16 protein-coding genes are annotated in these 19,908 nt (G+C 62.4%); 1 reads left to right on the plus strand and 15 read right to left on the minus strand.

Annotated elements, in window-relative coordinates; translation table 11 throughout:
• Positions 1 to 53: 53 nt before the first annotated feature.
• From KP004_RS16035 to KP004_RS16090, 12 genes are all read right to left on the minus strand, one after another.
• Entirely contained in the window at positions 54 to 980 is a 927-nt protein-coding gene (locus KP004_RS16035; RefSeq protein ID WP_216799443.1) for a lysophospholipid acyltransferase family protein, read from the minus strand.
• A gap of 317 nt (positions 981 to 1,297) precedes the next feature.
• Entirely contained in the window at positions 1,298 to 3,040 is a 1,743-nt protein-coding gene (msbA, locus tag KP004_RS16040; protein WP_216799444.1) for a lipid A export permease/ATP-binding protein MsbA, read from the minus strand.
• Positions 3,037 to 4,155, minus strand: coding sequence for a lipid-A-disaccharide synthase (lpxB, locus tag KP004_RS16045; protein ID WP_216802655.1), 1,119 nt, complete (start codon positions 4,153 to 4,155; stop codon positions 3,037 to 3,039). The genes msbA and lpxB overlap by 4 nt, the downstream gene beginning before the upstream one ends.
• A 111-nt stretch (positions 4,156 to 4,266) precedes the next feature.
• The gene (gene lpxA / locus KP004_RS16050; protein WP_216799445.1) at positions 4,267 to 5,043 is read right to left on the minus strand and encodes an acyl-ACP--UDP-N-acetylglucosamine O-acyltransferase; all 777 of its coding nucleotides are present in this window, start codon (positions 5,041 to 5,043) and stop codon (positions 4,267 to 4,269) included.
• Positions 5,044 to 5,058: 15 nt separating this feature from the next.
• Complete coding sequence (gene fabZ, locus KP004_RS16055; protein ID WP_216799446.1) at positions 5,059 to 5,493, minus strand: 3-hydroxyacyl-ACP dehydratase FabZ; 435 nt, start codon at positions 5,491 to 5,493, stop codon at positions 5,059 to 5,061.
• A 165-nt stretch (positions 5,494 to 5,658) separates the two neighbouring features.
• The gene (gene lpxD, locus KP004_RS16060) at positions 5,659 to 6,699 is read right to left on the minus strand and encodes a UDP-3-O-(3-hydroxymyristoyl)glucosamine N-acyltransferase (protein ID WP_216799447.1); all 1,041 of its coding nucleotides are present in this window, start codon (positions 6,697 to 6,699) and stop codon (positions 5,659 to 5,661) included.
• Positions 6,700 to 6,915: 216 nt separating this feature from the next.
• Positions 6,916 to 7,431, minus strand: coding sequence for an OmpH/Skp family outer membrane protein (locus KP004_RS16065; protein WP_216799448.1), 516 nt, complete (start codon positions 7,429 to 7,431; stop codon positions 6,916 to 6,918).
• 25 nt (positions 7,432 to 7,456) lie between these two features.
• Positions 7,457 to 9,856, minus strand: a complete 2,400-nt coding sequence (gene bamA / locus KP004_RS16070; RefSeq protein ID WP_437178132.1) for an outer membrane protein assembly factor BamA — start codon at positions 9,854 to 9,856, stop codon at positions 7,457 to 7,459.
• A gap of 57 nt (positions 9,857 to 9,913) precedes the next feature.
• On the minus strand, positions 9,914 to 10,594 hold the full coding sequence (locus KP004_RS16075; protein ID WP_216799449.1) for an ABC transporter ATP-binding protein: 681 nt from the start codon (positions 10,592 to 10,594) through the stop codon (positions 9,914 to 9,916).
• Positions 10,587 to 11,837: a lipoprotein-releasing ABC transporter permease subunit gene (locus KP004_RS16080; RefSeq protein ID WP_216799450.1), complete on the minus strand. Its 1,251-nt coding sequence runs from the start codon at positions 11,835 to 11,837 to the stop codon at positions 10,587 to 10,589. The genes KP004_RS16075 and KP004_RS16080 overlap by 8 nt, the downstream gene beginning before the upstream one ends.
• A complete protein-coding gene (gene lysS / locus KP004_RS16085) occupies positions 11,837 to 13,315 on the minus strand; it encodes a lysine--tRNA ligase (protein ID WP_216799451.1) in 1,479 nt (492 codons plus the stop codon). The genes KP004_RS16080 and lysS overlap by 1 nt, the downstream gene beginning before the upstream one ends.
• Positions 13,316 to 13,458: 143 nt before the next feature.
• Positions 13,459 to 14,796: an RCC1 domain-containing protein gene (locus KP004_RS16090; protein ID WP_216799452.1), complete on the minus strand. Its 1,338-nt coding sequence runs from the start codon at positions 14,794 to 14,796 to the stop codon at positions 13,459 to 13,461.
• Between the two features lie 171 nt (positions 14,797 to 14,967).
• Here KP004_RS16090 and ettA point away from each other — a divergent pair, with 171 nt between their 5' ends.
• Positions 14,968 to 16,653, plus strand: a complete 1,686-nt coding sequence (gene ettA / locus KP004_RS16095; protein WP_216799453.1) for an energy-dependent translational throttle protein EttA — start codon at positions 14,968 to 14,970, stop codon at positions 16,651 to 16,653.
• 104 nt (positions 16,654 to 16,757) lie between these two features.
• On the opposite strand, the gene KP004_RS16100 is transcribed toward ettA, so the two are convergent.
• The 3 genes from KP004_RS16100 to bioF all read right to left on the minus strand — a co-directional run bounded on the left by KP004_RS16100 (position 16,758) and on the right by bioF (position 19,883).
• On the minus strand, positions 16,758 to 17,585 hold the full coding sequence (locus KP004_RS16100) for a methyltransferase domain-containing protein (RefSeq protein ID WP_216799454.1): 828 nt from the start codon (positions 17,583 to 17,585) through the stop codon (positions 16,758 to 16,760).
• Between the two features lie 197 nt (positions 17,586 to 17,782).
• Entirely contained in the window at positions 17,783 to 18,562 is a 780-nt protein-coding gene (locus KP004_RS16105) for an alpha/beta fold hydrolase (RefSeq protein ID WP_216799455.1), read from the minus strand.
• Positions 18,563 to 18,698: 136 nt separating this feature from the next.
• Positions 18,699 to 19,883, minus strand: coding sequence for an 8-amino-7-oxononanoate synthase (gene bioF, locus KP004_RS16110; protein WP_216799456.1), 1,185 nt, complete (start codon positions 19,881 to 19,883; stop codon positions 18,699 to 18,701).
• Between the last annotated feature and the right edge of the window lie 25 nt (positions 19,884 to 19,908).

The raw sequence follows: 19,908 nt of genomic DNA on the forward strand, positions 1-19,908 counted from the left end.
GCCCCCTCCCTGACCCTCCCCCTCCGGGGGAGGGAATGTTGCCCCAAAGGTGGCTACTTGGTCTGGCTGGAGGCGGCCGGCGGCGCGTTCTTCCAGCGCTTGTGCACCCAGTACCACTGTTCGGGATGCTGCACCACGTAATCCTCGATGTAGCGGTTCAATCCCTTGGCATCTTCTGCGGCGGCGACCTCAGGGTCCTCTGCCGTCGAAAGCAAGTACTCGGGATGCAGGGTGATTACACTCTTGCTCCCCTCCCGGTGGATGAAAGCGGGGACCAGCGGCGCTCCGCTCTTCCTGGCGATCAGGGACGGCATGCGCATGGTCCAGGCGGGACGGCCCAGGAAATCGGCAAGAATGCCCCACTCGGACTGCACCGCCTGGTCGATGAGCAGCCCCACCACCTCGCGTTTCTTGAGCGCAGAGAACATCGCCCTCAGCGCACCGTCCTTATAGATGAGCCCGTTACCGTAGCTTTTACGGATCCGCTCGATCATCCGGTTCAGGTAGGGGTTGTCCTGGCGTCGGGCCACCACCGAGAGATCATGCTTGCGCACCCCGAAGGCGAGCGCCAAGAGTTCCCAGTTGCCGCTGTGGGCCGTGATGAAGATGAGCCCCTTCCCCTTGGCGAAGGCCGCGTCAAAATTCTCCGTGCCGCGGATCTCGACGTTGTCGATCAACTCCTGGCCCCGCCCCCCGTAGATCTTGCAGACCTCGACGATGCAGCAGCCCAGGTTCTCGAACACGCCGCGGGCGATGTCCCTGGCTGAGCCTCCTTGCCACCCCGGCTGGCTCTCCAGGAAAGGAAGGCTCGCTTCCAGGTTGGTGATGGCGACCCGGCGCCTCCGCCCCAGGAAAAGGAAAGCGGTCCGTCCCAACCAGCGTCCTACCGACAAAGCGATGCTGTTGGGGAGCAGCGCGATTGTGAAGGAGATGACCAGGAAGAATGCGGTTTCAAGATACCAGCGCAACTGCTTCAGCATCGATATTCCTCAAACGCCCAACGGGAAAGTGATTGGTGACGATCTTCCGCTACCGGCCACTCCCCCCTTTGCGAAGGTTCATCCGGAAATTCTGGGGAAGCTTTGCCGTAGCTGGCCACAAGGTTGCACAAGGCATCACGTCCCCCCCTTTGCGAAGGGGGGACAGGGGGGATTTGCCTCTCCCGAACCAAAAGCAAAATCCCCCTAAATCCCCCTTCGCAAAGGGGGACTTGTACCAGCGGACGATTGTCACTGATCGGGACAGGAAAATGAATTCTTACGTTTCCCCCTCCCGTCGAGGAGGGGAGGAGACCCAATTACGCCCTGAACTGCATGCCGTGCAGGCGGCTGTAGATCCCTTCGGCCTGGAGCAGGTCTTCGTGGCTCCCCATCTCGGCCACCGCCCCCTTCTCGAGCACCACGATGCGGTCGGCATGGGTGATGGTGGAGAGCCGGTGCGCAATGACGAAGGTGGTCCGGTTCTGCATCAGGTTGTTGAGGGCCTGCTGCACCATCTGCTCGCTCTCGGTGTCCAGCGCGCTGGTGGCCTCGTCCAGGATCAGGATGGGCGCGTCCTTGAGTATCGCGCGGGCGATGCAGAGCCTCTGGCGCTGGCCGCCGGAGAGGCGCACGCCGCGATCCCCGATGTTGGTCAGGTACCCCTCGGGCAGTTCCTGGATGAAGTCGTGGGCGAAGGCGGCCCGGGCCGCGGCCTCGACCTCGGCGTCGGTCGCGGTCATCCTGCCGTAGCGGATGTTGTTGGCGATGGTGTCGTTGAACAGGATGGTTTCCTGGTCGACCAGCGCGATCTGCTCCAGCAGGCTCTTCATGGTGCGCTCGCGGATGTCCACGCCGTCCATGAGGACCTGGCCGCCGGTCGGATCGTAGAAGCGGGTGATCAACGAGACCAGCGTGGTCTTGCCGCCACCGGAGGGACCGACGAGGGCGATCACCTCGCCCCGCTTGGCGGTGAGGTTCACCCCCTGCAGCACGTAGTCGTCCTCGTACTTGAAGCGGACGTCGCGGAACTCGACCTCGCCGCGCGCCTTGCCGAGGTCGCGGGCGTTCGGCGCGTCCACGATCTCCGGCTTCTCGTCCATGACCTCGAAGACCCGCTCGGCGGCGCCCATGGAGCGCTGCAGGTTGTTGAACGCGGTCAGGAGCCTTTTGATCGGGTTGAACACCAGCACCATGGCGGTGATGAAGGAGAAGAACTCCGAGGCGCTCTTGGTGCCGTGCATGACGTTGCTGCCGCCGACCCAGATCACCGCGGCGATGCCGAAGGAGGTGATGAACTCCATGATCGGGGTGGAAAGCCCCTCGTACTTGATGTTCTTCCGGGTGAAGTGGTAGAAGTCGCGGTTGCGCGCCCGGAAGCGCTCGATCTCACGATCCTCCAGGCCGAACGCCTTGACCACCTTGATGCCGGAATAGGTCTCCTGCAGGATGCTGGCGAGATCCCCCATCTTCTCCTGTCCCTGGCGCGCCACGCGCTTGATCCTCTTGCCGATCTTCCTGGCCGGCACCACGGTGAGCGGGATGACCACGAACGAGATCAGCGCGAGCTGCCAGTCACGGTAGAAGATGACGCCCAGAAGCGCCACGGCGGAGAGGCCGTCGCGGAACAGGCCGGTGATCACCTGCCCCACCCCTTCCTGCATCATGCTGACGTCGGAGAGGACGCGCGACATCAGCGTGCCGGTCTCGTGGCGGTGGAAGTAGCCGATGCTGAGGCTCATGTTCTTCGCGTAGAGGTCGTTGCGGACGTCCTGGACGGCGAGCTGACCGGCACTGCGGATGAAGTAGTCGTTGGTATAGCGGCACAGGCCGCGCAGGGCGTAGAGGAAGACGATCCCCAGCGGGAGCAAAACGAAGATGGCCGTCTCCTTGCCGGAGAAGATCCTTCTCAGGACCGGCTCCACCAGGTAGGCCATGGCGCCGTCCATGCCGCCCACGCCGACCGAGCCGAGCGCGGCGAGCGCGATGCGCCAGCCATAGGGACGACTGTAGCCTAACAGTCGTTGAAATACGTTGGTTTTTACGGGTGCTGCACTGCTCATTTCATCATCTCCAAGGCGAGTCGGGCCACCCGGCCCAGGGCCCCGCCGTTACCAAGCTTTACTCTCATCGCCGCGAAATCCTCGCGCATCTGAGCGGCGTATCCCGGCCGGTTCAGCAGTGCGTCGATCTCGTCGGCGATCGGCGCCGGCTCCGCCTCGTGCTGGAGCAGTTCCTGGACCATGCGCTTTTCCGCGACGATGTTGCTGATGCCGATGTGCGGCACGTTGATGACCCGCTTCCCGATCTCGTAGGTCAGCGTGGACATCTTATAGATGATCACATGGGGAACCCCCACCAGGGCGAGTTCCATCACCACGGTCCCCGAGGCGGCGATGACCGCGTCGCAGCCGCTCATCACGTCGTGGTTGCGCCCGGCGACCACCTTCACCTCGAGCCGCGAGCCGGAGAGGTAGGGGGCCAGGTCCTCGTCCTTGAGGGACGTGGCGCGCGGCAGCACGAACTGCAGGTCCGGCATGCGCTCCTTCAGAATCCGCGCCGATTCCAGGATGATGGGGAGGAGTTTCTGGAGCTCCGAGCGGCGGCTTCCCGGGAAGAGTCCGACGCAGCGGCGCTGCGGGTCGAGCCCCAGCGAGGCGAGCGCTTCGTCCCGCTTCATGGTCGGCTTGACCAGGTCCAGGAGGGGGTGCCCGACGAAGGTGACCGGGACGCCGGCCTTCTGGTAGAAGGGGACCTCGAACGGGAAGAGCACCGCCATCATGTCCACCACCCGGCCGATGCCGTGCACGCGGTGGCTCCTCCAGGCCCAGACCTGCGGCGAGATGAAGTAGAGCACCTTGATGCCCGCCTTCTTGGCCACCTTGGCGAGCCGCAGGTTGAAGTCCGGGTAGTCGATCAGGATCAACAGGTCGGGGGGATCGGTGAGGAGTTTTTTCTTCAGGGTGGTGAAGCCGCTCACGATGGTCGGCAGATGCGCCACCACCTCGACCAGCCCCATCACGGCCATCACGTTGGCGTCGACCAGGGTCTCGACACCGGCCTCGCGCATGCAGTTGCCCCCCATGCCGAAGAAGCGGGTCTCGGGGGACAGCGCGCGGATGGCGCTCGCGATCTGCGCGCCGTACATCTCGCCGGAAGCCTCACCGGCGACGATCATCACTGATTGTTTCTTCTCTTGCAAAAGAACCTCTTAAAGACAGGTTGAGGTTGAGGTTAAGGTTGAGAAAAAGCATCTTCCTTGACCTCAACCTTAACCTTAACCTGCCTTTTACCGTGCGACCCCGCGCTTGGAGCTCTCGATGAACTCGATGAAGTGGTCCACCTCGGGGCATTTCGGCACGTCGCTCTTCATCTTCTCGACAGCCTCGGTAAGCTTCAGCCCGGACATCGCAAGCAGCTTGTAGGCCTTCTTCAGGCTGGAGATGGTCTCGTCGGAGAACCCGCGACGCTTCAGCCCGATCAGGTTCAGGCCGCGCAGCCGGCTTTCGGAACGGTCGCCGGTGATGATGGTGTAAGGGGGGACGTCCATCGGAACGGAGGTCATGCCGCCCACCATCACGTGCGCGCCGATGCGCATGAACTGGAGCACTGCGCAGAGCCCGCCCAGGATGGCGTAGTCCTCGACGGTCACGTGGCCGGCGAGGGTCGCGGAATTGGCCATGATCACGTTGTTGCCGATGTGACAATCGTGCGCCACGTGCGAGTACGCCATGAAGAGGTTGCCGTCCCCGACGGTGGTCTCGCCGTCGCCGGTGACGGTGCCCAGGTGCAGGCTCGCGAACTCGCGGATGGTGTTGCCGTTGCCGATCTTAAGCCAGGTCTTCTCGCCGCGGTACTTGAGGTCCTGCGGAATTGCTCCGACGGACGCCATGTGGAAGATGGTGTTCGCCTCGCCTATCTCGGTCCAGCCGTCGATGACCGCGTGCGGACCGATCTTGGTCCCCTTGCCGATGCTGACGTTTTCGCCGATCACGGCGTACGGGCCGATTTCGACACCCTCGGCGATCTTGGCGCCCGGGTGGATTATTGCGGTGCTGTGGATCATAAAATTCTCCGTGTACTACTTGTCGCCCAGCGTTGCCTTCAGTTCCGCCTCGGTCATCAGGGTTTCGCCGACGTAGGCCTTGGCGCCGCAGCTCCAGATGCCGCGCTTGCTGAACAGGGTCTCCACCTCTATCCTCAGGGTGTCGCCCGGCTTCACCGGCTTTCTAAAACGTGCGTTGTCGATGGCCATGAAGTAGCTCACCTTCTCCTTGGCTTCCGCGCCCATGGCGGTGTAGGCCAGGATGGCGGCGGACTGCGCCATGGCTTCGATGATGAGGACGCCCGGCATGACCGGGAAGCCCGGGAAGTGCCCCTGGAAGAAGGGCTCGTTCATGGTGACGTTCTTGATTGCGACCACGCGCTTGCCCGGCTCGAGTTCGAGGACCTTGTCGATCAGGAGGAACGGGTAACGGTGGGGCAGGATTTCCATAATCTGGACTATGTCGAGCATGCTGATTTCTCTCCTTGCATCGGCGCGAAGCCCGTCGGGCTTGAGCCGAAGTAATTGCATTCTAGTGCTCCTCCCCCTGGAGGGGGGAGATTGGGTGGGGGGACGCGCAAAGCCCCCTCCCTAGCCCTCCCCCTCCGGGGGAGGGGACAAATATCGTGTTTAGTGTTACGCGCCTTTTTGCGCCAGCTTTTCCTCCAGCTCGGCGACCCGTTTCTCCAGGGCGGAGAGGGTCTTCCTGAACTCGGGGAGCTTGGGGACCAGGGTGGAGCTCTTCAACCACTCGCGGTGCGGCATGACCGGGGTTCCGGAAAGGACCTGGTTCGGCTCGACGTTACCCGGGACGCCCGACTGGGCGCCGATCATCACGTTGTCGCCGATCTTGAGATGCCCCGCGACGCCGACCTGGCCGCCCAGGATGACGTGCTTGCCGAGCTGGGTGCTGCCCGATATGCCCACCTGGGACACGATCATGCAGTCCTCGCCGATGACGCAGTTGTGAGCGATCTGGACCAGGTTGTCGATCTTGGTGCCGCGCTTGATGCGGGTCACTTCCAGCGCCGCGCGGTCGATAACCGCGTTGGAGCCGATCTCGACATCATCCTCGATCACCACGATGCCTATCTGCGGGATCTTGTACCAGGAGCTGCCGTCGGGGGCGTAGCCGAAGCCGTCCGAGCCGACCACGGTGCCGTCGTGGATGGTGACCCGGTTGCCGATACGGCAGCGCTCGCGGATGCTGACGTTGGCGTAGAGGGTCACGTCGTCGCCCACGCTGGAGCCGGGGTAGAGGACCACGCCCGGATAGAGGGTGACGCGGTCGCCCACGGTCACGCCGGGGCCGACGCTGGCGCCGGGATAGATGGTGACGTCCGCCCCGATCTTGGCGCCGGGAGCCACGAAGGCGCCGGGAAGCACCCCCAGCCGCGGCGGCGGGGCCGTGTAGAACAGGGTCAGGAGTTTCGCGAAGGCCAGGTAGGGGTTGGTGTGGAAGATGGCGTTCTTGCCGTGGGTGTTGCCCCCCATCCCCATCAGCACGGCCGAAGCGTTGGTGGTGGCAACCTTGCCGGCGTACTTGGGGTTGGCAAGGAAGGTGAGCTGCCCTTCCCCTGCGTCATCCAGGGTGGCCAGCCCGTCGATCAGTATCTCGCCGTCCCCGGCGACGGTGCCGCCAAGGTGTTCTGCTATCTCACGAAGGGTCTTTTTCATGCAAACCTCAAAAAACGTTCAACGTTCAATGTTCAACGTTCGAAAAAGTGGGTGCCGTCAGACAACGTCCAGCGTGACTTGTCGCCTCTCAAAACGACAATTCCCCCGAGCTCGTAAGGGCAGGAAGACTGCGCCGCGTCACTGTGCGGTTGCAGCCCCTGCCCCCCTTCGGCAAGGGGGGAGGGTCTTAACGTCGAACGTTGAACGTTGAACGGCTTATTTCTTCCTGCTCTCGTTGAAGGCCTTCAGCACCGCGTCGGTGACGTCGGCGGCAGGGTCCACATAGACCATGGTCTCCCTGCTGAAGATGACGGTGTAGCCGCTCTTGCGACCGAAGTCCTGGACCACCTTGCCGATCTCGTCGAGAATCTTGTTGGTGTACTCGGTGTTCTTCAGCTGCAGGTCGTCCTGGGCATCCTTCAGGAAACGCTGGTACTCCTTCATCCCCTTCTGGTAATCACGGTCCTTGGCGCTGCGTGCGGACTCGTTCAAGAGCGCGGTACCCTGGCTCTCCAGCTCCCCCTTCAGCTTCAGAAGCTCTGCTTCCTTGGCCGCCTTCTCAGCTTCATACTTGGAAGCCTTCTGCATCAGCTGGTCCTTCGCCTCTTTACCGGCATCGGACTGCGAGAGCACTTTCTGGATGTCCACGGAACCGACCTTGGACCCGTCGGCAGCCAGTACCGACAGCGGAAGTGCCAGAATCAGCGAAATTGCGACGATGAAATGTTTCATGACTTGCTCCTTGCAGTACTTGGATTTAGAAAATGCTGCCGATTGAGAACTCCAGTTTGCCGCCTTTGTTGTCGATCCCTTCCCTGGGATTGAGGGGCACGCCGTACTCGAGCCGCAGCGGTCCGATCGGCGAGAACCACCTGATGCCTCCGCCGTAACTGGTCAGCACGTTGCCGAACGTCTTGTTGAAGGAGTTGTCACAGTTGCCGGCATCGAAGAAGACGACCCCTTTGAGTCCCGCTTCCTTGAGCAGCGGGAAGGACCATTCCACGTTGGCCACCGCTTCGACGGCGCCGCCCAGGTAAACGCGGTTGTCCTTGGTGCCGTGGGTGCCGGTGATGTCGTCGACGTCGACCGGTGTGACCTTGAAAGGACTGACCGTCCTGGAGGAATACCCGCGCAGCGAGCTGATGCCCCCCAGGTAGAACTTTTCGTCGATGGGGATCTCTTTGCCGCCGTAGGACTGGACATACCCCACCGTGCCGCGGATGGATCCCACGCCGTAGAACAGCGGGTGGAACAGGGTGTGCTCGGTGATGTACTTGATGTAGCGGTTGCTACCCCCCACGCCGGCGAACTCGATGGAGAGGGTGTTCAGCATCCCTGTGGAAGGATCCAGTCGGTAGTCGGTGCTGTTCCTGGAGATGCTGGCCACGATGGCGCTGGTGGTGGATTTGGTCTCAGGCGCCAGCACGGTGCCGCTGCTGATGTTCTTCAGCAGGTCGGCAGACTCGTCGAAGATGTCCTTGATCTCGTACTTGTAGAGCCAGAAGGTGCTGACCGTGTCGGAGAGCGGGTATCCCGCCTTGATGTCACCACCGGTCGCCCTGCGGGTGTAGTCGAGATACTGCCGCTCGTTGCGGTAGATGTCCGCGCCCAGGGTCCACTTGGTGTCCATGAAGTAGGGATCGGTGAGGCCGAGGTTGTAGGTCTGCGACTTGCTCCCCAGCGATGCAGCCGCGGTCATCTTGAGTCCCAGGCCCAGGAAGTTCGCCTGCTGAACCGATCCCTGCCCGATGATGCCGTCCAGCGAGCTGTAACCGGCGCCGATACTGAAAGTGCCGGTCGGCTTCTCCTTCACCTCGACGTTCAGGTCGAGCTTGTCGGCGGCGCTCCCCTTGGCGGTGGCTATGGTCGCCTCCTCGAAGAAGCCGGTGTTCATCAGGTTCTGCTTGCTCTTCTTCAAAGCGGTGGAGCTGTACTGATCACCCTCGTCGAGCCGGAGTTCGCGGCGCACGACCTTGTCGCGGGTCTTCACGTTGCCGGTGATGTTGATCCGGTCGATGCTGACCTTCTGCCCCTTCTCCATGTCGAAGGTAATGTCGATGGTGTGGCTCTCCGGGTTGAGCTTGGTGAGCGGAGAGGCGTTGGCGAAGGCGTATCCCTGGTCGGCGTAGAGGTCGGTCAGGGCGAAGACGTCGGCGCGCAGGTCGGCGCGGCTGAAAAGCTGACCGGACTTTTCCTTGAGCTTCTCGTTCAACACGGTCTCGCTCTCGAGGAGCTCCCCCTTGAAGCCGAGCTTGCCGATGCGGTACTGGTCCCCTTCGGTGATGCCGATGCTCACCTTGAGCCCCGTGCGGTCAGGGAGCAGCTCCACCTTCGGCTCGCCGACCTTCACGTTGACATAGCCGTTGTTCATGTAGTGTTCGGTGAGGAGATTGACGTCGTTTTTCAGCACCTCTTCCTTATAGGTGCCTGCGCCGGTCAGCCAGGAAAGGAACCACTTTTCGCTGGTCTCCATGGTCTTTTTCAGCTTCTTGTCGGGGAAGGCGTGGTTCCCCTCGAACTCGATATGCTGGATGAGAACCTTGTCCCCTTCCTTGATCCGGAAGATGACATGGACCTCGGTATCGGAGCGGATGCTCAGGTCGCCGGAGACCTCGGCGAGGTAGTACCCCTCGTCGGCGTAGAGTTTCTTCACCTTCTTGATGCTCTTTTGCAGGTCCTTGGCGGAGAAGACGGTGTTGGGCTTGATCTCGATCGCCTCGCGCACCTTGTCGGCGGAAAGCTCCTTGGCCCCTTCGATCTTCACCTCGCGCACGATCGGCTTTTCGGTGACCACGTACTCGATGACGACACCGCCGTCCTTGGGCTCGCTCTGCGCCTTGACGTCGGTGAAGTGGCCGAGCTTGTAGATGGCCCGGATGTCGGCGTCGACCTTCTCGGCGGTGGCGACATCGCCGGCGTTGAGGCGCACGGCCTGGAGGATGGCCGCGGTTTCGATGCGGTGGTTGCCGCTGATCTTGACCGCTACGATCTTGTCGCCCGCCGCTTGCTCGCCGGCAGCCTTGTCGGCAGCGGCCTTGCCCGCAGGAGTTGTATCGGCGGCCTTCCCGGCAGCAGCTTGCTCGGCCTGGGCGGCGGAAACCGTCAGACAAAGCATGAGCTGAGCGGCAAGCAGGGTAGATAACGATTTACGCAGCAAAGGGTCCCCCGAAAAAGCCAAAGAAAATAATCATCGATCAATAATGACGGCGCCGCTTCAGGCCGCCTCTACTACCTTGCCGTCGACCATCCTGACGGTGCGCGCCATGCCGGCGGCCAGCTGCTCGTTGTGGGTCACGATGACCAGTGAGATGCCGGTCTGGCGCTGGATCTCGTACAACAGCGCATGCACCTCTTCGCTGGTCTTCATGTCGAGATTGCCGGTGGGCTCGTCGGCCAAAAGCAGCTTCGGCTCGCGCACCAGGGCGCGTGCGATAGCCACCCTCTGCTGCTCACCGCCGGAAAGCTCGCCCGGCCGGTGGGTCACCCGGTGCCCGAGCCCCACGTCCTTGAGAAGCTGCAGCGCCCTCCCCTCGCAGCGGGAGCGTTTCTCGCCGCCGATCAGAAGCGGCATCATCACGTTCTCCAGCGCCGAAAACTCCGGCAGCAGGTGGTGGAACTGGAACACGAACCCGATGGAGCGGTTGCGGAATGCAGCCAGAGGCTGGTCCGCAAGGTTGAAGACCTTTTGCCCGTCGAAGAGGACCTCGCCGGAAGTGGGACGGTCGATGGTCCCCATGACGTGCAAAAGCGTGCTCTTGCCCGCGCCGGAGGGCCCCACCAGCGCGATGGTGTCGCCGACTCCCACGGTGAGATCGATCCCCTTCAGGACCTCCACCTTGGCCTCGCCGGTCCCGTACGACTTGAACAGGTTCTTTACCTCGAGCAGGTTACTCATAGCGCAGCGCCTCGGCGGGGGCCATGCGCGATGCGGCCCAGGAGGGGTACAGTGTCGCGGCGAAGGAGATGAGCACTGCGGTGACGCTTATGAGCACGACGTCGGACGCGACCACCTGGGACGGGAAGTGGTCCAGGTAGTAGATGTCCTTGCTGAAGAGCTCGAAGCCGGTCAGCTTCTGGATCACCGAGACGATCGGCTCCAGGTTGAGGGCGACCAGCAGCCCCCCCAGCACGCCGATGATGGTGCCCAGGACGCCGATGATGAGCCCCTCGAAGACGAAGATGCGCATGATGCTGCGGCTGGTCGCCCCCATCGATTTCAGGATGGCGATGTCGCGGGTCTTCTCCATGACCACCATGAACAGGGTGGAGGCGATGCCGAAGGCAGCCACCAGCACGATCAGGGTCAGGATGATGAACATCACGCTCTTCTCGGTCTTCAGCGCGAACAGGATGTTCTTGTTCATCTGCATCCAGTCACGGGCATGGTACGGGGGGCCCAGTTCCCGGTCGATCTGGCGGGCCAGCTCCCCGGTCTTGTACACGTCGCGCACCTTCAGCTGGATCCCGGTCACCACGTCGCCCAGTCCCAGGAACTGCTGGGCCTCCTTGAGCGAGACGTAGGCCAGCGTCGAGTCGTACTCGAACATGCCGGTATTGAAGATGCCGGTGATGCGGAAGCGGTTCAGCTTGGGCATCATCCCCAGCGGGGTGATGTTCCCCATCGGGGAGATGACGTCCACCGTGTCACCCAGGAAAAGCCCCAGGTTCTTGGCGAGCTCCTTGCCGATGACCACCCCAGGCGTCTTGCCCACCTCGGCTTCCAGCGACTTCAGGTCGCCCTCGACCATCGACTTGTGCAGGTTGGTCACCTTGGCGTCGGTGGCGACGTCGATGCCGCGCAGGACGACGCCGGAGACGTTCTTGCCGGTGGAAAGCATCACCTGGTTGTAGATGAAGGGGGTCGAGGCAACCACGCCGTCGACACCCTGCAGCTTCTTCATCAGCTGCGGATAGTCCTGCACCGCGCCGACGCCGCTTAGGACCACGATGTGGGCGTTGGTGCCGAGGATCTTCTCCTTCAGATCTTCCTCGAACCCGGTCATCACGGCCAGAACGATGATGAGGGCCATGACGCCCAGCGCCACGCCCGCCACCGAGATCAGGGTAATCAGCGAGATGAAGGTCGATTTGCGCTTCGCCTTCAGGTAGCGCAGCCCTATGAAGAGCTCAAAGGGCATTATTTGCCCTCTTTACGCAACTGCGGGAACAGGATGACGTCGCGGATCGACGGAGAGTCGGTGAGCAGCATGACCAGGCGGTCGATGCCGATCCCCTCGCCGGCGGTGGGCGGCAGACCGTACTCCAGGGCGCGGATATAGTCCTCGTCCATGTAGTGCGCCTCTTCGTCGCCTTTGTCCTTGGCGGCGACCTGGGCCAGGAAGCGCTCCTTCTGGTCGCGCGGGTCGTTCAGCTCGGAGAAGGCGTTGGCCATCTCGCGGCCGGCGCAGAAGAACTCGAAGCGGTCCACGTACTCAGGGTCGTGGTCGTTCTTCCTGGACAGCGGCGAAACCTCGGTCGGGTAGTTGGTGATGAAGGTCGGCTGGATCAGCTTGGTCTCGGCGACCTCCTCGAAGATCTCGGTGATCAGCTTGCCGTAGCCGATGTCCTCGGGGAGCTCCAGCCCGATTTTCTGGGCGTAGGCGAATGCCAGGTCGCGGTCCTCGAGGCTCTTGGCGTCGATGTCGCCGTACTCGAGGATCGCCTCCTTCACGGTGAACCTCTTCCAGGGGCGCTGGAAGCTGATCGCCTCGCCGCCGTAGGTGAAGTCCAGCGTCCCCAGGAGTTCCTGGGCCACGTGGCAGAGCAGTTCCTCGGTGAAATTCATCAGGTCCTCGAAGGTCGCGTAGGCCTGGTAGAACTCCATCATGGTGAACTCGGGGTTGTGGCGCACCGAGATACCTTCGTTACGGAAGTTGCGGTTGATCTCGAAGACGCGCTCGAAGCCGCCGACCACCAGGCGCTTCAGGTAGAGCTCCGGGGCGATGCGCAGGAACAGTTCCATGTCCAGCGCGTTGTGATGGGTCACGAACGGTTTCGCGGTGGCGCCCCCCGGGATCGGGTGCATCATCGGGGTCTCGACCTCGAGGAAATCGTTTTTGGTCATGAACTCACGGATGAGGTGCACGACCTTGGAGCGTTTGTAGAAGACTTCGCGCACTTCCGGGGAGACGATCAAGTCGACGTAGCGCTGGCGGTAACGGGTCTCGACGTCGGTCAGGCCGTGGAACTTCTCGGGCAGCGGCAAAAGCGACTTGGTCAAAAGGCGCACGGTGGAAACGGCCAAGGACAGTTCACCGGTCTTGGTGCGGAACGGGGTGCCGGTGGCGCCGATGATGTCGCCGATGTCGTAGTTTTCGAACTCGGCGAAGAGTTCTTCGCCCAGGGTGTCCTTCTTCAGATAGAGCTGCATGCGCCCCTTGCGGTCCTGCACCTGCACGAAGGCGGCCTTGCCGAAAGAGCGGCGCATGATGATACGGCCGGCAACCACGAAGGTCTGCGGATCGTCTTCGATCACTTCCTTGTCGCCGTAGGCGTCACGCACGTCGGCGGAGGTATGCTGAGGTTTGTAGTCGTTCGGGTACGGGTTGATGCCCGCCTCCCACAATGCATCTACCTTGCGTCTTCTCTGCAGCAGCAGTTCGCTCAACTCTTCCATGTTATCTGCAACCTTTCTTTACCGCGTTGGGCTGTGAAACAATCCGTCAAACTAAACTATTTGCGTCAACCAAGTCAAGGGAAAAGGGGGTACGGCTCAGCCCGTGACACAAAGCTAAAGCCGTATCCGTCCTGACAAATGTGCTACTTGAACTTGACTGTGACCGGTGTCTTGAAGTAGGGAATTCCCGACTTGGTATCGACCGTGTTGCCAAGCTGCCCCATGCTGTTATTGCCCCAGCCGTACCAGACTCCGGCGACCAAGGCGAAAGAGCTCTTGCCGAAGGCGGCTACGTCGGAAACGTCGGTCATCGGGGCGCCGCTCGCCATCAGGGTGGAGACGAGCGCCGCACTGCTGGTGCTGGTGCCGTCGCCCAGTTGGCCGGCGGAGTTGAGGCCCATGGCTTTGACGTACCAGGTACCGTCGTTTTGCGTGCTATTAAGCGACCCCATGAGCAGCAGGATGTGGTTGGTGCCGTTCACGATCTTCTTGATGACGCCGTCTCTGACATCCGTGATCTCGAGCACCTTTACCGGCGTGGCGCTGCTCGTTTTCACAGGGATGTTGGGTCCCAGTTCGCCTCGGTCGTTGTACCCCCATCCCCAGAGCGTCTCGCTGGTGATGTTGCCTGCGTCGTCCCGACGTACCTGCAGCGCGAGTCCGGCGCTGGCAAGTGCGGAGATCTGCTCTATCTTCTCCGTGCCGGAGGTGACGCCGGAGGCCGGGATGGTCACCTTCTTCGGGCTGGAGCAGACGGATGAGTACGCGCCGAAGGGGACCAGCAGGTTGACGTGCTCCGACTTGGTGAGATCCCTGTTGTTACCCCAGACATAAACGTCACCATTGTCGAAAAGCGCCATGGAGAACACGCCGCCTGCGGCAACCTTCCTGGCGGTCAGGGCGGCAAGATCCTCGCCGTCGTGGCCGAGGCTGATATGGACGGGGATCTTGGAGTTGGAGGTCAGACTGTTGCCCAGCTGGCGGTACAGATTCTGGCCCCAGCTGTAGACCTGGCCGTCGGCGACAGCGAGGGAGTGATCTCCGCCTGCGGCGATGTCGGTCACCGCGGTGACCGCGGGCTCGAAGGTCACCGGGACCGGGGACTTTTTGTAGGCATCCGGGTAGGTCGTCGAAGCGTCCTTGTTGCCCAACTGGCCGTACAGGTTGTAGCCCCAGGAATACACCGTGCTGCCGTTGGTAACCATGGTGTGCGCATTGCCTGCCACGGCCTGCGTCATGTACTCCATACCCGGCACCGGGACGGCGATCTCGCGCTTGGTGAAGGTGCCGTCACCGAGTTGCCCGAAGCCGTTGTACCCCATGGTGAAGGTGGTGTGGTTCCGGAAGATGACGCTGTGCTCGTAAAAAATGGTGACGGTGGAGGGGATGTGATCGTTGGAGGAGGAACCGCCGCAGCCGGAAAGCGCGGCGGTAAGAAGCCCGGCGCAGATCAAAAGCCTGAAACGCCTGCGATTTTGCATATGAGAGACCCCTTGAAGGTTAATTCAATCCGGCGGATTTAACTATACATAAAAGGGAATGTCAAGGACGGACTCCGGGGTGATCGCAGTTGACAGGCCGCAGTACTTGCATGTAATAATGGCCATTTTACAAAACGATACAAAGCTTAATAAAACAATACGGAGGAAGTCATGGCTATCGAGCCGAACAAGGTCATCTACTCGATGATCGGTGTGAGCAAGTTCTACGATAAGAAACCGGTGCTGAAAGACATCTACCTCTCCTACTTCTACGGCGCTAAGATCGGCGTGCTCGGCCTGAACGGCTCAGGCAAGAGCTCGCTCTTAAAGATCCTTGCCGGCACGGACAAGGAGTTCAACGGCAAGACCATCCTCTCCCCGGGCTACACGGTCGGGTTTCTGGAGCAGGAGCCGACCCTGGATCCCTCCAAGACCGTGCGCCAGTGCGTCGAGGAAGGCGTGCAGGAAGTGGTCGACCTGGTCAACGAGTTCAACGAGATAAACATGAAGTTCGGCGAGGAGATGACCGACGCCGAGATGGAGAAGCTGTGCGACCGCCAGGCCAAGGTGCAGGAGAAGCTGGACCACCTGGACGCCTGGGACCTGGACAGCCGCCTGGAACTCGCCATGGACGCGCTGCGTTGCCCGCCCCCCGAGACCAACGTCGCCAACCTCTCCGGCGGTGAGAAGCGCCGCGTGGCCCTGTGCCGCCTGCTTTTGCAGAAGCCGGACATCCTTCTTCTGGATGAGCCGACCAACCACCTCGACGCCGAGAGTGTCGCCTGGCTGGAGCAGCACCTGCAGCGTTACGCCGGCACCGTCATCGCCGTGACCCACGACCGCTACTTCCTGGACAACGTCGCTGGCTGGATCCTGGAGCTCGACCGCGGCCAGGGGATCCCGTGGCAGGGTAACTACTCGTCCTGGCTGGAGCAGAAGGAGAAGCGCCTGGCCCAGGAGGAGAAGACCGAGAGCGAGCGCCAGAAGACCCTGAAGCGCGAGCTGGAGTGGATCAGGATGTCCCCGAAGGGTCGCCACGCCAAGGGTAAGGCGCGCATCAACTCCTACGAGGAGATGCTGAACACCGAGAGCGAGCAGCGGGCCAAGGACCTGGAGATCTTCATCCCGCCCGGGCCGCGCCTGGGCGGCGTGGTGGTCGAGGCGGAGAACGTCAGCAAGGGGTACGGCGAAAAGCTCCTCATCGAGGGGATGGAGTTCCGGCTCCCGCCGGGCGGCATCGTCGGCGTGATCGGCCCCAACGGCGCCGGCAAGACCACCCTGTTCCGCATGATCACCGGCGAGGAGAAGCCGGACTCCGGCACCTTCAAGACCGGCGAAACCGTCAAGCTCGCCTACGTGGACCAGAGCAGGGACGCGCTTGACCCGGACAAGACCATCTGGGAGGTCATTTCGGAGGGGCAGGAGCAGTTGCAGCTCGGCAAGCAGCTGGTGAACTCCCGCGCCTACGTGGCCCGTTTCAACTTCTCCGGCGCCGACCAGCAGAAGAAAGTCGGCATGCTCTCCGGCGGCGAACGTAACCGCGTGCACCTCGCCAAGATGCTCAAGGAGGGCGGCAACGTGATCCTCCTGGACGAACCGACCAACGACCTCGACGTGAACACCATGCGTGCGCTGGAGGAAGCGCTGGAGAACTTCGCCGGCTGCGCCGTGGTCATCTCCCACGACCGCTGGTTCCTGGACAGGATCGCCACCCACATCCTCGCCTTCGAAGGGGACAGCAAGGTGGTCTGGTTCGAGGGGAACTACTCCGAGTACGAGGAAGACCGCCATGCCCGTCTGGGTACCGCGGCCGACCAGCCGCACCGCATCAGGTACCGCCAGCTCACCCGCGCCTAGGCGGAGGCGACAATGAGAAAGGGGGCGGCCGAAAAATCGGCCGCCCCCTTTTTTTTTGCAGCTGCTGCTTTTTGTCCGACATCGGACCGGTCGGACCAGTCCGACTAGTCCGACTGGTCCGAGTCAGACAGCTGTTCCTTCCTCGCCACCCCGTACACCACCTCGTAGGTCGCCGGCACTCCCGCCTCGCTGCCGAACTGCTTGCGGTAGCTTGCCATCATCTCCAGCATCACCCGCCGCTCCGACAATCCCTTACCGCTGGCGGGCGCCGTGCTGCCCGCGCCGATCCTCTTCAGCGAGCGCAGCAACTCCGGCACATCCGGGTGCAGTTCGACCTCCAGCTCCGAGCTGACCCGCTGCACACCAAAGCCTGCCCGCCCCAGCGCGGCCGACACCGCTTCGGCGGCAAAAAAACTGTGGGTCCGGTCGGTGCCACCTCCCAACACCGCGCGGTAGGACTCGCGCAGTTCAAACAGAGTACGCTCTCCGAAGAGGGCGAAACAGAACACCCCGCCGGGCTTCAGCACCCGGTGCGCCTCCGAGAACGCCTGGTCCAGGGTGGCGAGCCATTGGTAGGTCGAGGTGGAAACGACAACGTCGAAGCTCTCCGCTTCAAAGGGGAGCGATTCCGCGTCGGCGTTCACGACGCGAACGCGTCTGCCGGCGAGGTTCGCGGTGGCGGCCTGGCACATCCCCGGCGCGAGATCCGCGCCGACGGCATCCATGTCCGGATAGAGGTCGGTCAGCCGCGCCAGCAGCCTTCCCGTCCCGGCGCCGACGTCCAGCAGGTGAGCCGGGCTCACCCCTTCCCCCTGCAGCAGCCCGAGCAGCTTCTCCACCACCCGCCCCTGGACCACGGCGTGCCGGTCGTAATCGGTCGCCTGGCGGTGGAACGATTCCCGCACCTTATCTCTGTCTATCTCTGCTGCCATCGACACCTTCTGAATTAAAAACCAGTGGAATCCGCTACCTGTAGCTCCCCCCTTTGCGAAGGGGGGCGGGGGCGGGATTTGCCTCTCCTACCGAAAGCAAAATCCCCCTAAATCCCCCTTCGCAAAGGGGGACTTTTGCCATTCTCTTCTTGCCAAAGGGGCAGCATCTACCAGCGGAAGCTACTTGCTAATCGGCACTACAGCCCTGCGATGAACCCGCGCAGCACCGCGTTGAACCGCTCCGGCCTGGTCATGAAGGGGGCGTGACCGCACCCCTCAAATATCTCCAGCCGCGCCATCGGGAGCTGCTGCGCCAGATAAGTCGAAGCAGCAAGGGGGCATACGGTGTCCAGCTCGCCGTGGATGACGAGCACCGGCCGGTCCACCTGGGGCAGTTGCGCCCGCAGGTCCGCCGTGGACAGGATGTTGAGCGATTGCATGACCGCCTCACGATCGGCCGAGCGCCCCCCGAGCACGATCTCGTGCACGATGCGCTGGTACAGATCGTGGTCCAGTTCACCTTCGGCGAACATTCCCTTGAAGAAATCCCCCATGGTCTTCTGGTGGTCGCGCCTGAGGCGCAGCCCCATCCCCTTCACCTCGACCGGCGCTTTCCCATGCGGATAATCGTCCGTGCTGGCGTAGCGGGCGTTGCCTCCCACGAGCACCATCCCGGCCAGGCGGGAGCGCAGCGCCGGGAAGGCCTGCAGCGTCACCTGTACCCCCATCGACCACCCCACCAGGACCGCGTCCCGCAAATCCAGCTCTTCGAAGAATCCGGCCAGATCCGAGGCGTAATCGTCGATGGTGTAGGAGGGAGCCGGCTCGGAATGGCCGTGGCCGCGCATGTCCAAAAAGATGAGCCGCCCCGTGTCCTGCAGCTCCTGCTGGAAACGCCAGGCCCGCCCGGACATCGCCCAGCCGTGGACAAAAACGACCGGTCGTCCCGCTCCGGTTTCCTGAAATTGCAAGGTCATCTGAATATTGTTCCTTCTACAAAAGATGAAAAGCAGTTACGCAAAGAACACGAAGTATGCGCGAAGCACGCAATGAATGCCTGGCCTGGGTTACCTTTGAGCTCTCTGCGGCTACTCAGCGTTCTTTGCGTAACTGCTATTTAATATTGTTCCAAACTACCCCAACCTTCTTCCCCACCCGTGCGATGGTGTCGGCGGCGGCTTCCAGATCGGCGGCCTCGTGGGTCGCCATGATGGTGCAGCGCAGACGACAGCTCCCGGCCGGTACGGTGGGAGGCCTGATCCCCTGCACGAAGATCCCCTCGTCCAAAAGCTCCTTGCTGAACTGCATGGTCGCCTCGGCCGGCCCGACGAAAATCGGGACGATCTGCGTTTCGCTCCCCATGGTGTCAAAGCCCGCGTCGGCCAGTCTCTTCTTGAAAAGGGCGACGTTCGCCGCCAGCCTGTCCCGCAGCTCCTTCCCCTCCGGGGAATCGACCAGGTCCAACGCCGCGATGGACGGTGCCAGAACCGCCGGAGGAAGCGAGGTGGAGAAGATGAAGCTGCGCGCCTTGTTAACCAAGTACTGGCAGATGGTTTCCGATGCCGCAGCATAGGCGCCGAAACTCCCCAGCCCCTTGCCCAGCGTTCCCATGTGGATGTCGACGCCGTCCATCACCCCCAGCAGCTCGGCGGTGCCGCGCCCGGTCGCCCCCAGGACCCCGGTGCCGTGGGCATCGTCGACCATGAGCAGGGCGTCGTACTGCCGGGCAAGCCGCACCATCTGCTGCAAAGGGGCGATATCGCCGTCCATGCTGAACACCCCGTCAGTGACGATCAGGCGTCGCCCGGTGCCCGGTTTTTCCTGCAGCAGCCGCTCCAGGGCCGCCATGTCCCGATGCGGATAACGGTGGAAGTTCGCCCGCGACAGCAGGGCCCCGTCCACGATGCTGGCATGGTTCAGCTTGTCCGAGAAGATGGCGTCGCCTCGACCGACCAGCGCGGAGATGATCCCGGTATTGGCGGCATAGCCGGAGTTGAAGACCAGCGCCTTTTCGGTTCCCTTGAACCGGGCGATACGCTGCTCCAGCTTCTCGTGCAGATCCATCGTGCCGGAAACCAGGCGCGATGCCCCGCTTCCGGTCCCGAAGGCCGCGCCGAATACGGCGGCCCGGCGCAGTGCGGCATGATCGGCCAGCCCGAGATAATTATTGGAGCAAAGCAGCAGCACCCTTTTACCGTCCAGGTCGACGTGACTCCCCTGCGCCCCTTTTATCACCTTCAGGCTGCGATACAGGCCCTCGGAGCGCAACTGGTCCAGTTCTTCTGCGAATGTCTGCACAGCTTCTCCTTTCCTGCCAGGGGTA

The sequence above is a fragment of the Geomonas oryzisoli genome (assembly GCF_018986915.1).
Classification (GTDB): domain Bacteria; phylum Desulfobacterota; class Desulfuromonadia; order Geobacterales; family Geobacteraceae; genus Geomonas; species Geomonas oryzisoli.

Coding starts and splice junctions, on each gene's coding strand:
- KP004_RS16105 (WP_216799455.1), bottom strand. CDS start 18,562: ATGACCTTGCAATTTCAGGAAACCGGAGCGGGACGACCGGTCGTTTTT.
- lpxB (WP_216802655.1), bottom strand. CDS start 4,155: ATGATCGTCGCCGGTGAGGCTTCCGGCGAGATGTACGGCGCGCAGATC.
- KP004_RS16065 (WP_216799448.1), bottom strand. CDS start 7,431: ATGAAACATTTCATCGTCGCAATTTCGCTGATTCTGGCACTTCCGCTG.
- KP004_RS16090 (WP_216799452.1), bottom strand. CDS start 14,796: ATGCAAAATCGCAGGCGTTTCAGGCTTTTGATCTGCGCCGGGCTTCTT.
- KP004_RS16100 (WP_216799454.1), bottom strand. CDS start 17,585: ATGGCAGCAGAGATAGACAGAGATAAGGTGCGGGAATCGTTCCACCGC.
- fabZ (WP_216799446.1), bottom strand. CDS start 5,493: ATGCTCGACATAGTCCAGATTATGGAAATCCTGCCCCACCGTTACCCG.
- lpxA (WP_216799445.1), bottom strand. CDS start 5,043: ATGATCCACAGCACCGCAATAATCCACCCGGGCGCCAAGATCGCCGAG.
- msbA (WP_216799444.1), bottom strand. CDS start 3,040: ATGAGCAGTGCAGCACCCGTAAAAACCAACGTATTTCAACGACTGTTA.
- KP004_RS16075 (WP_216799449.1), bottom strand. CDS start 10,594: ATGAGTAACCTGCTCGAGGTAAAGAACCTGTTCAAGTCGTACGGGACC.
- KP004_RS16080 (WP_216799450.1), bottom strand. CDS start 11,837: ATGCCCTTTGAGCTCTTCATAGGGCTGCGCTACCTGAAGGCGAAGCGC.
- lysS (WP_216799451.1), bottom strand. CDS start 13,315: ATGGAAGAGTTGAGCGAACTGCTGCTGCAGAGAAGACGCAAGGTAGAT.
- lpxD (WP_216799447.1), bottom strand. CDS start 6,699: ATGAAAAAGACCCTTCGTGAGATAGCAGAACACCTTGGCGGCACCGTC.
- KP004_RS16035 (WP_216799443.1), bottom strand. CDS start 980: ATGCTGAAGCAGTTGCGCTGGTATCTTGAAACCGCATTCTTCCTGGTC.
- ettA (WP_216799453.1), top strand. CDS start 14,968: ATGGCTATCGAGCCGAACAAGGTCATCTACTCGATGATCGGTGTGAGC.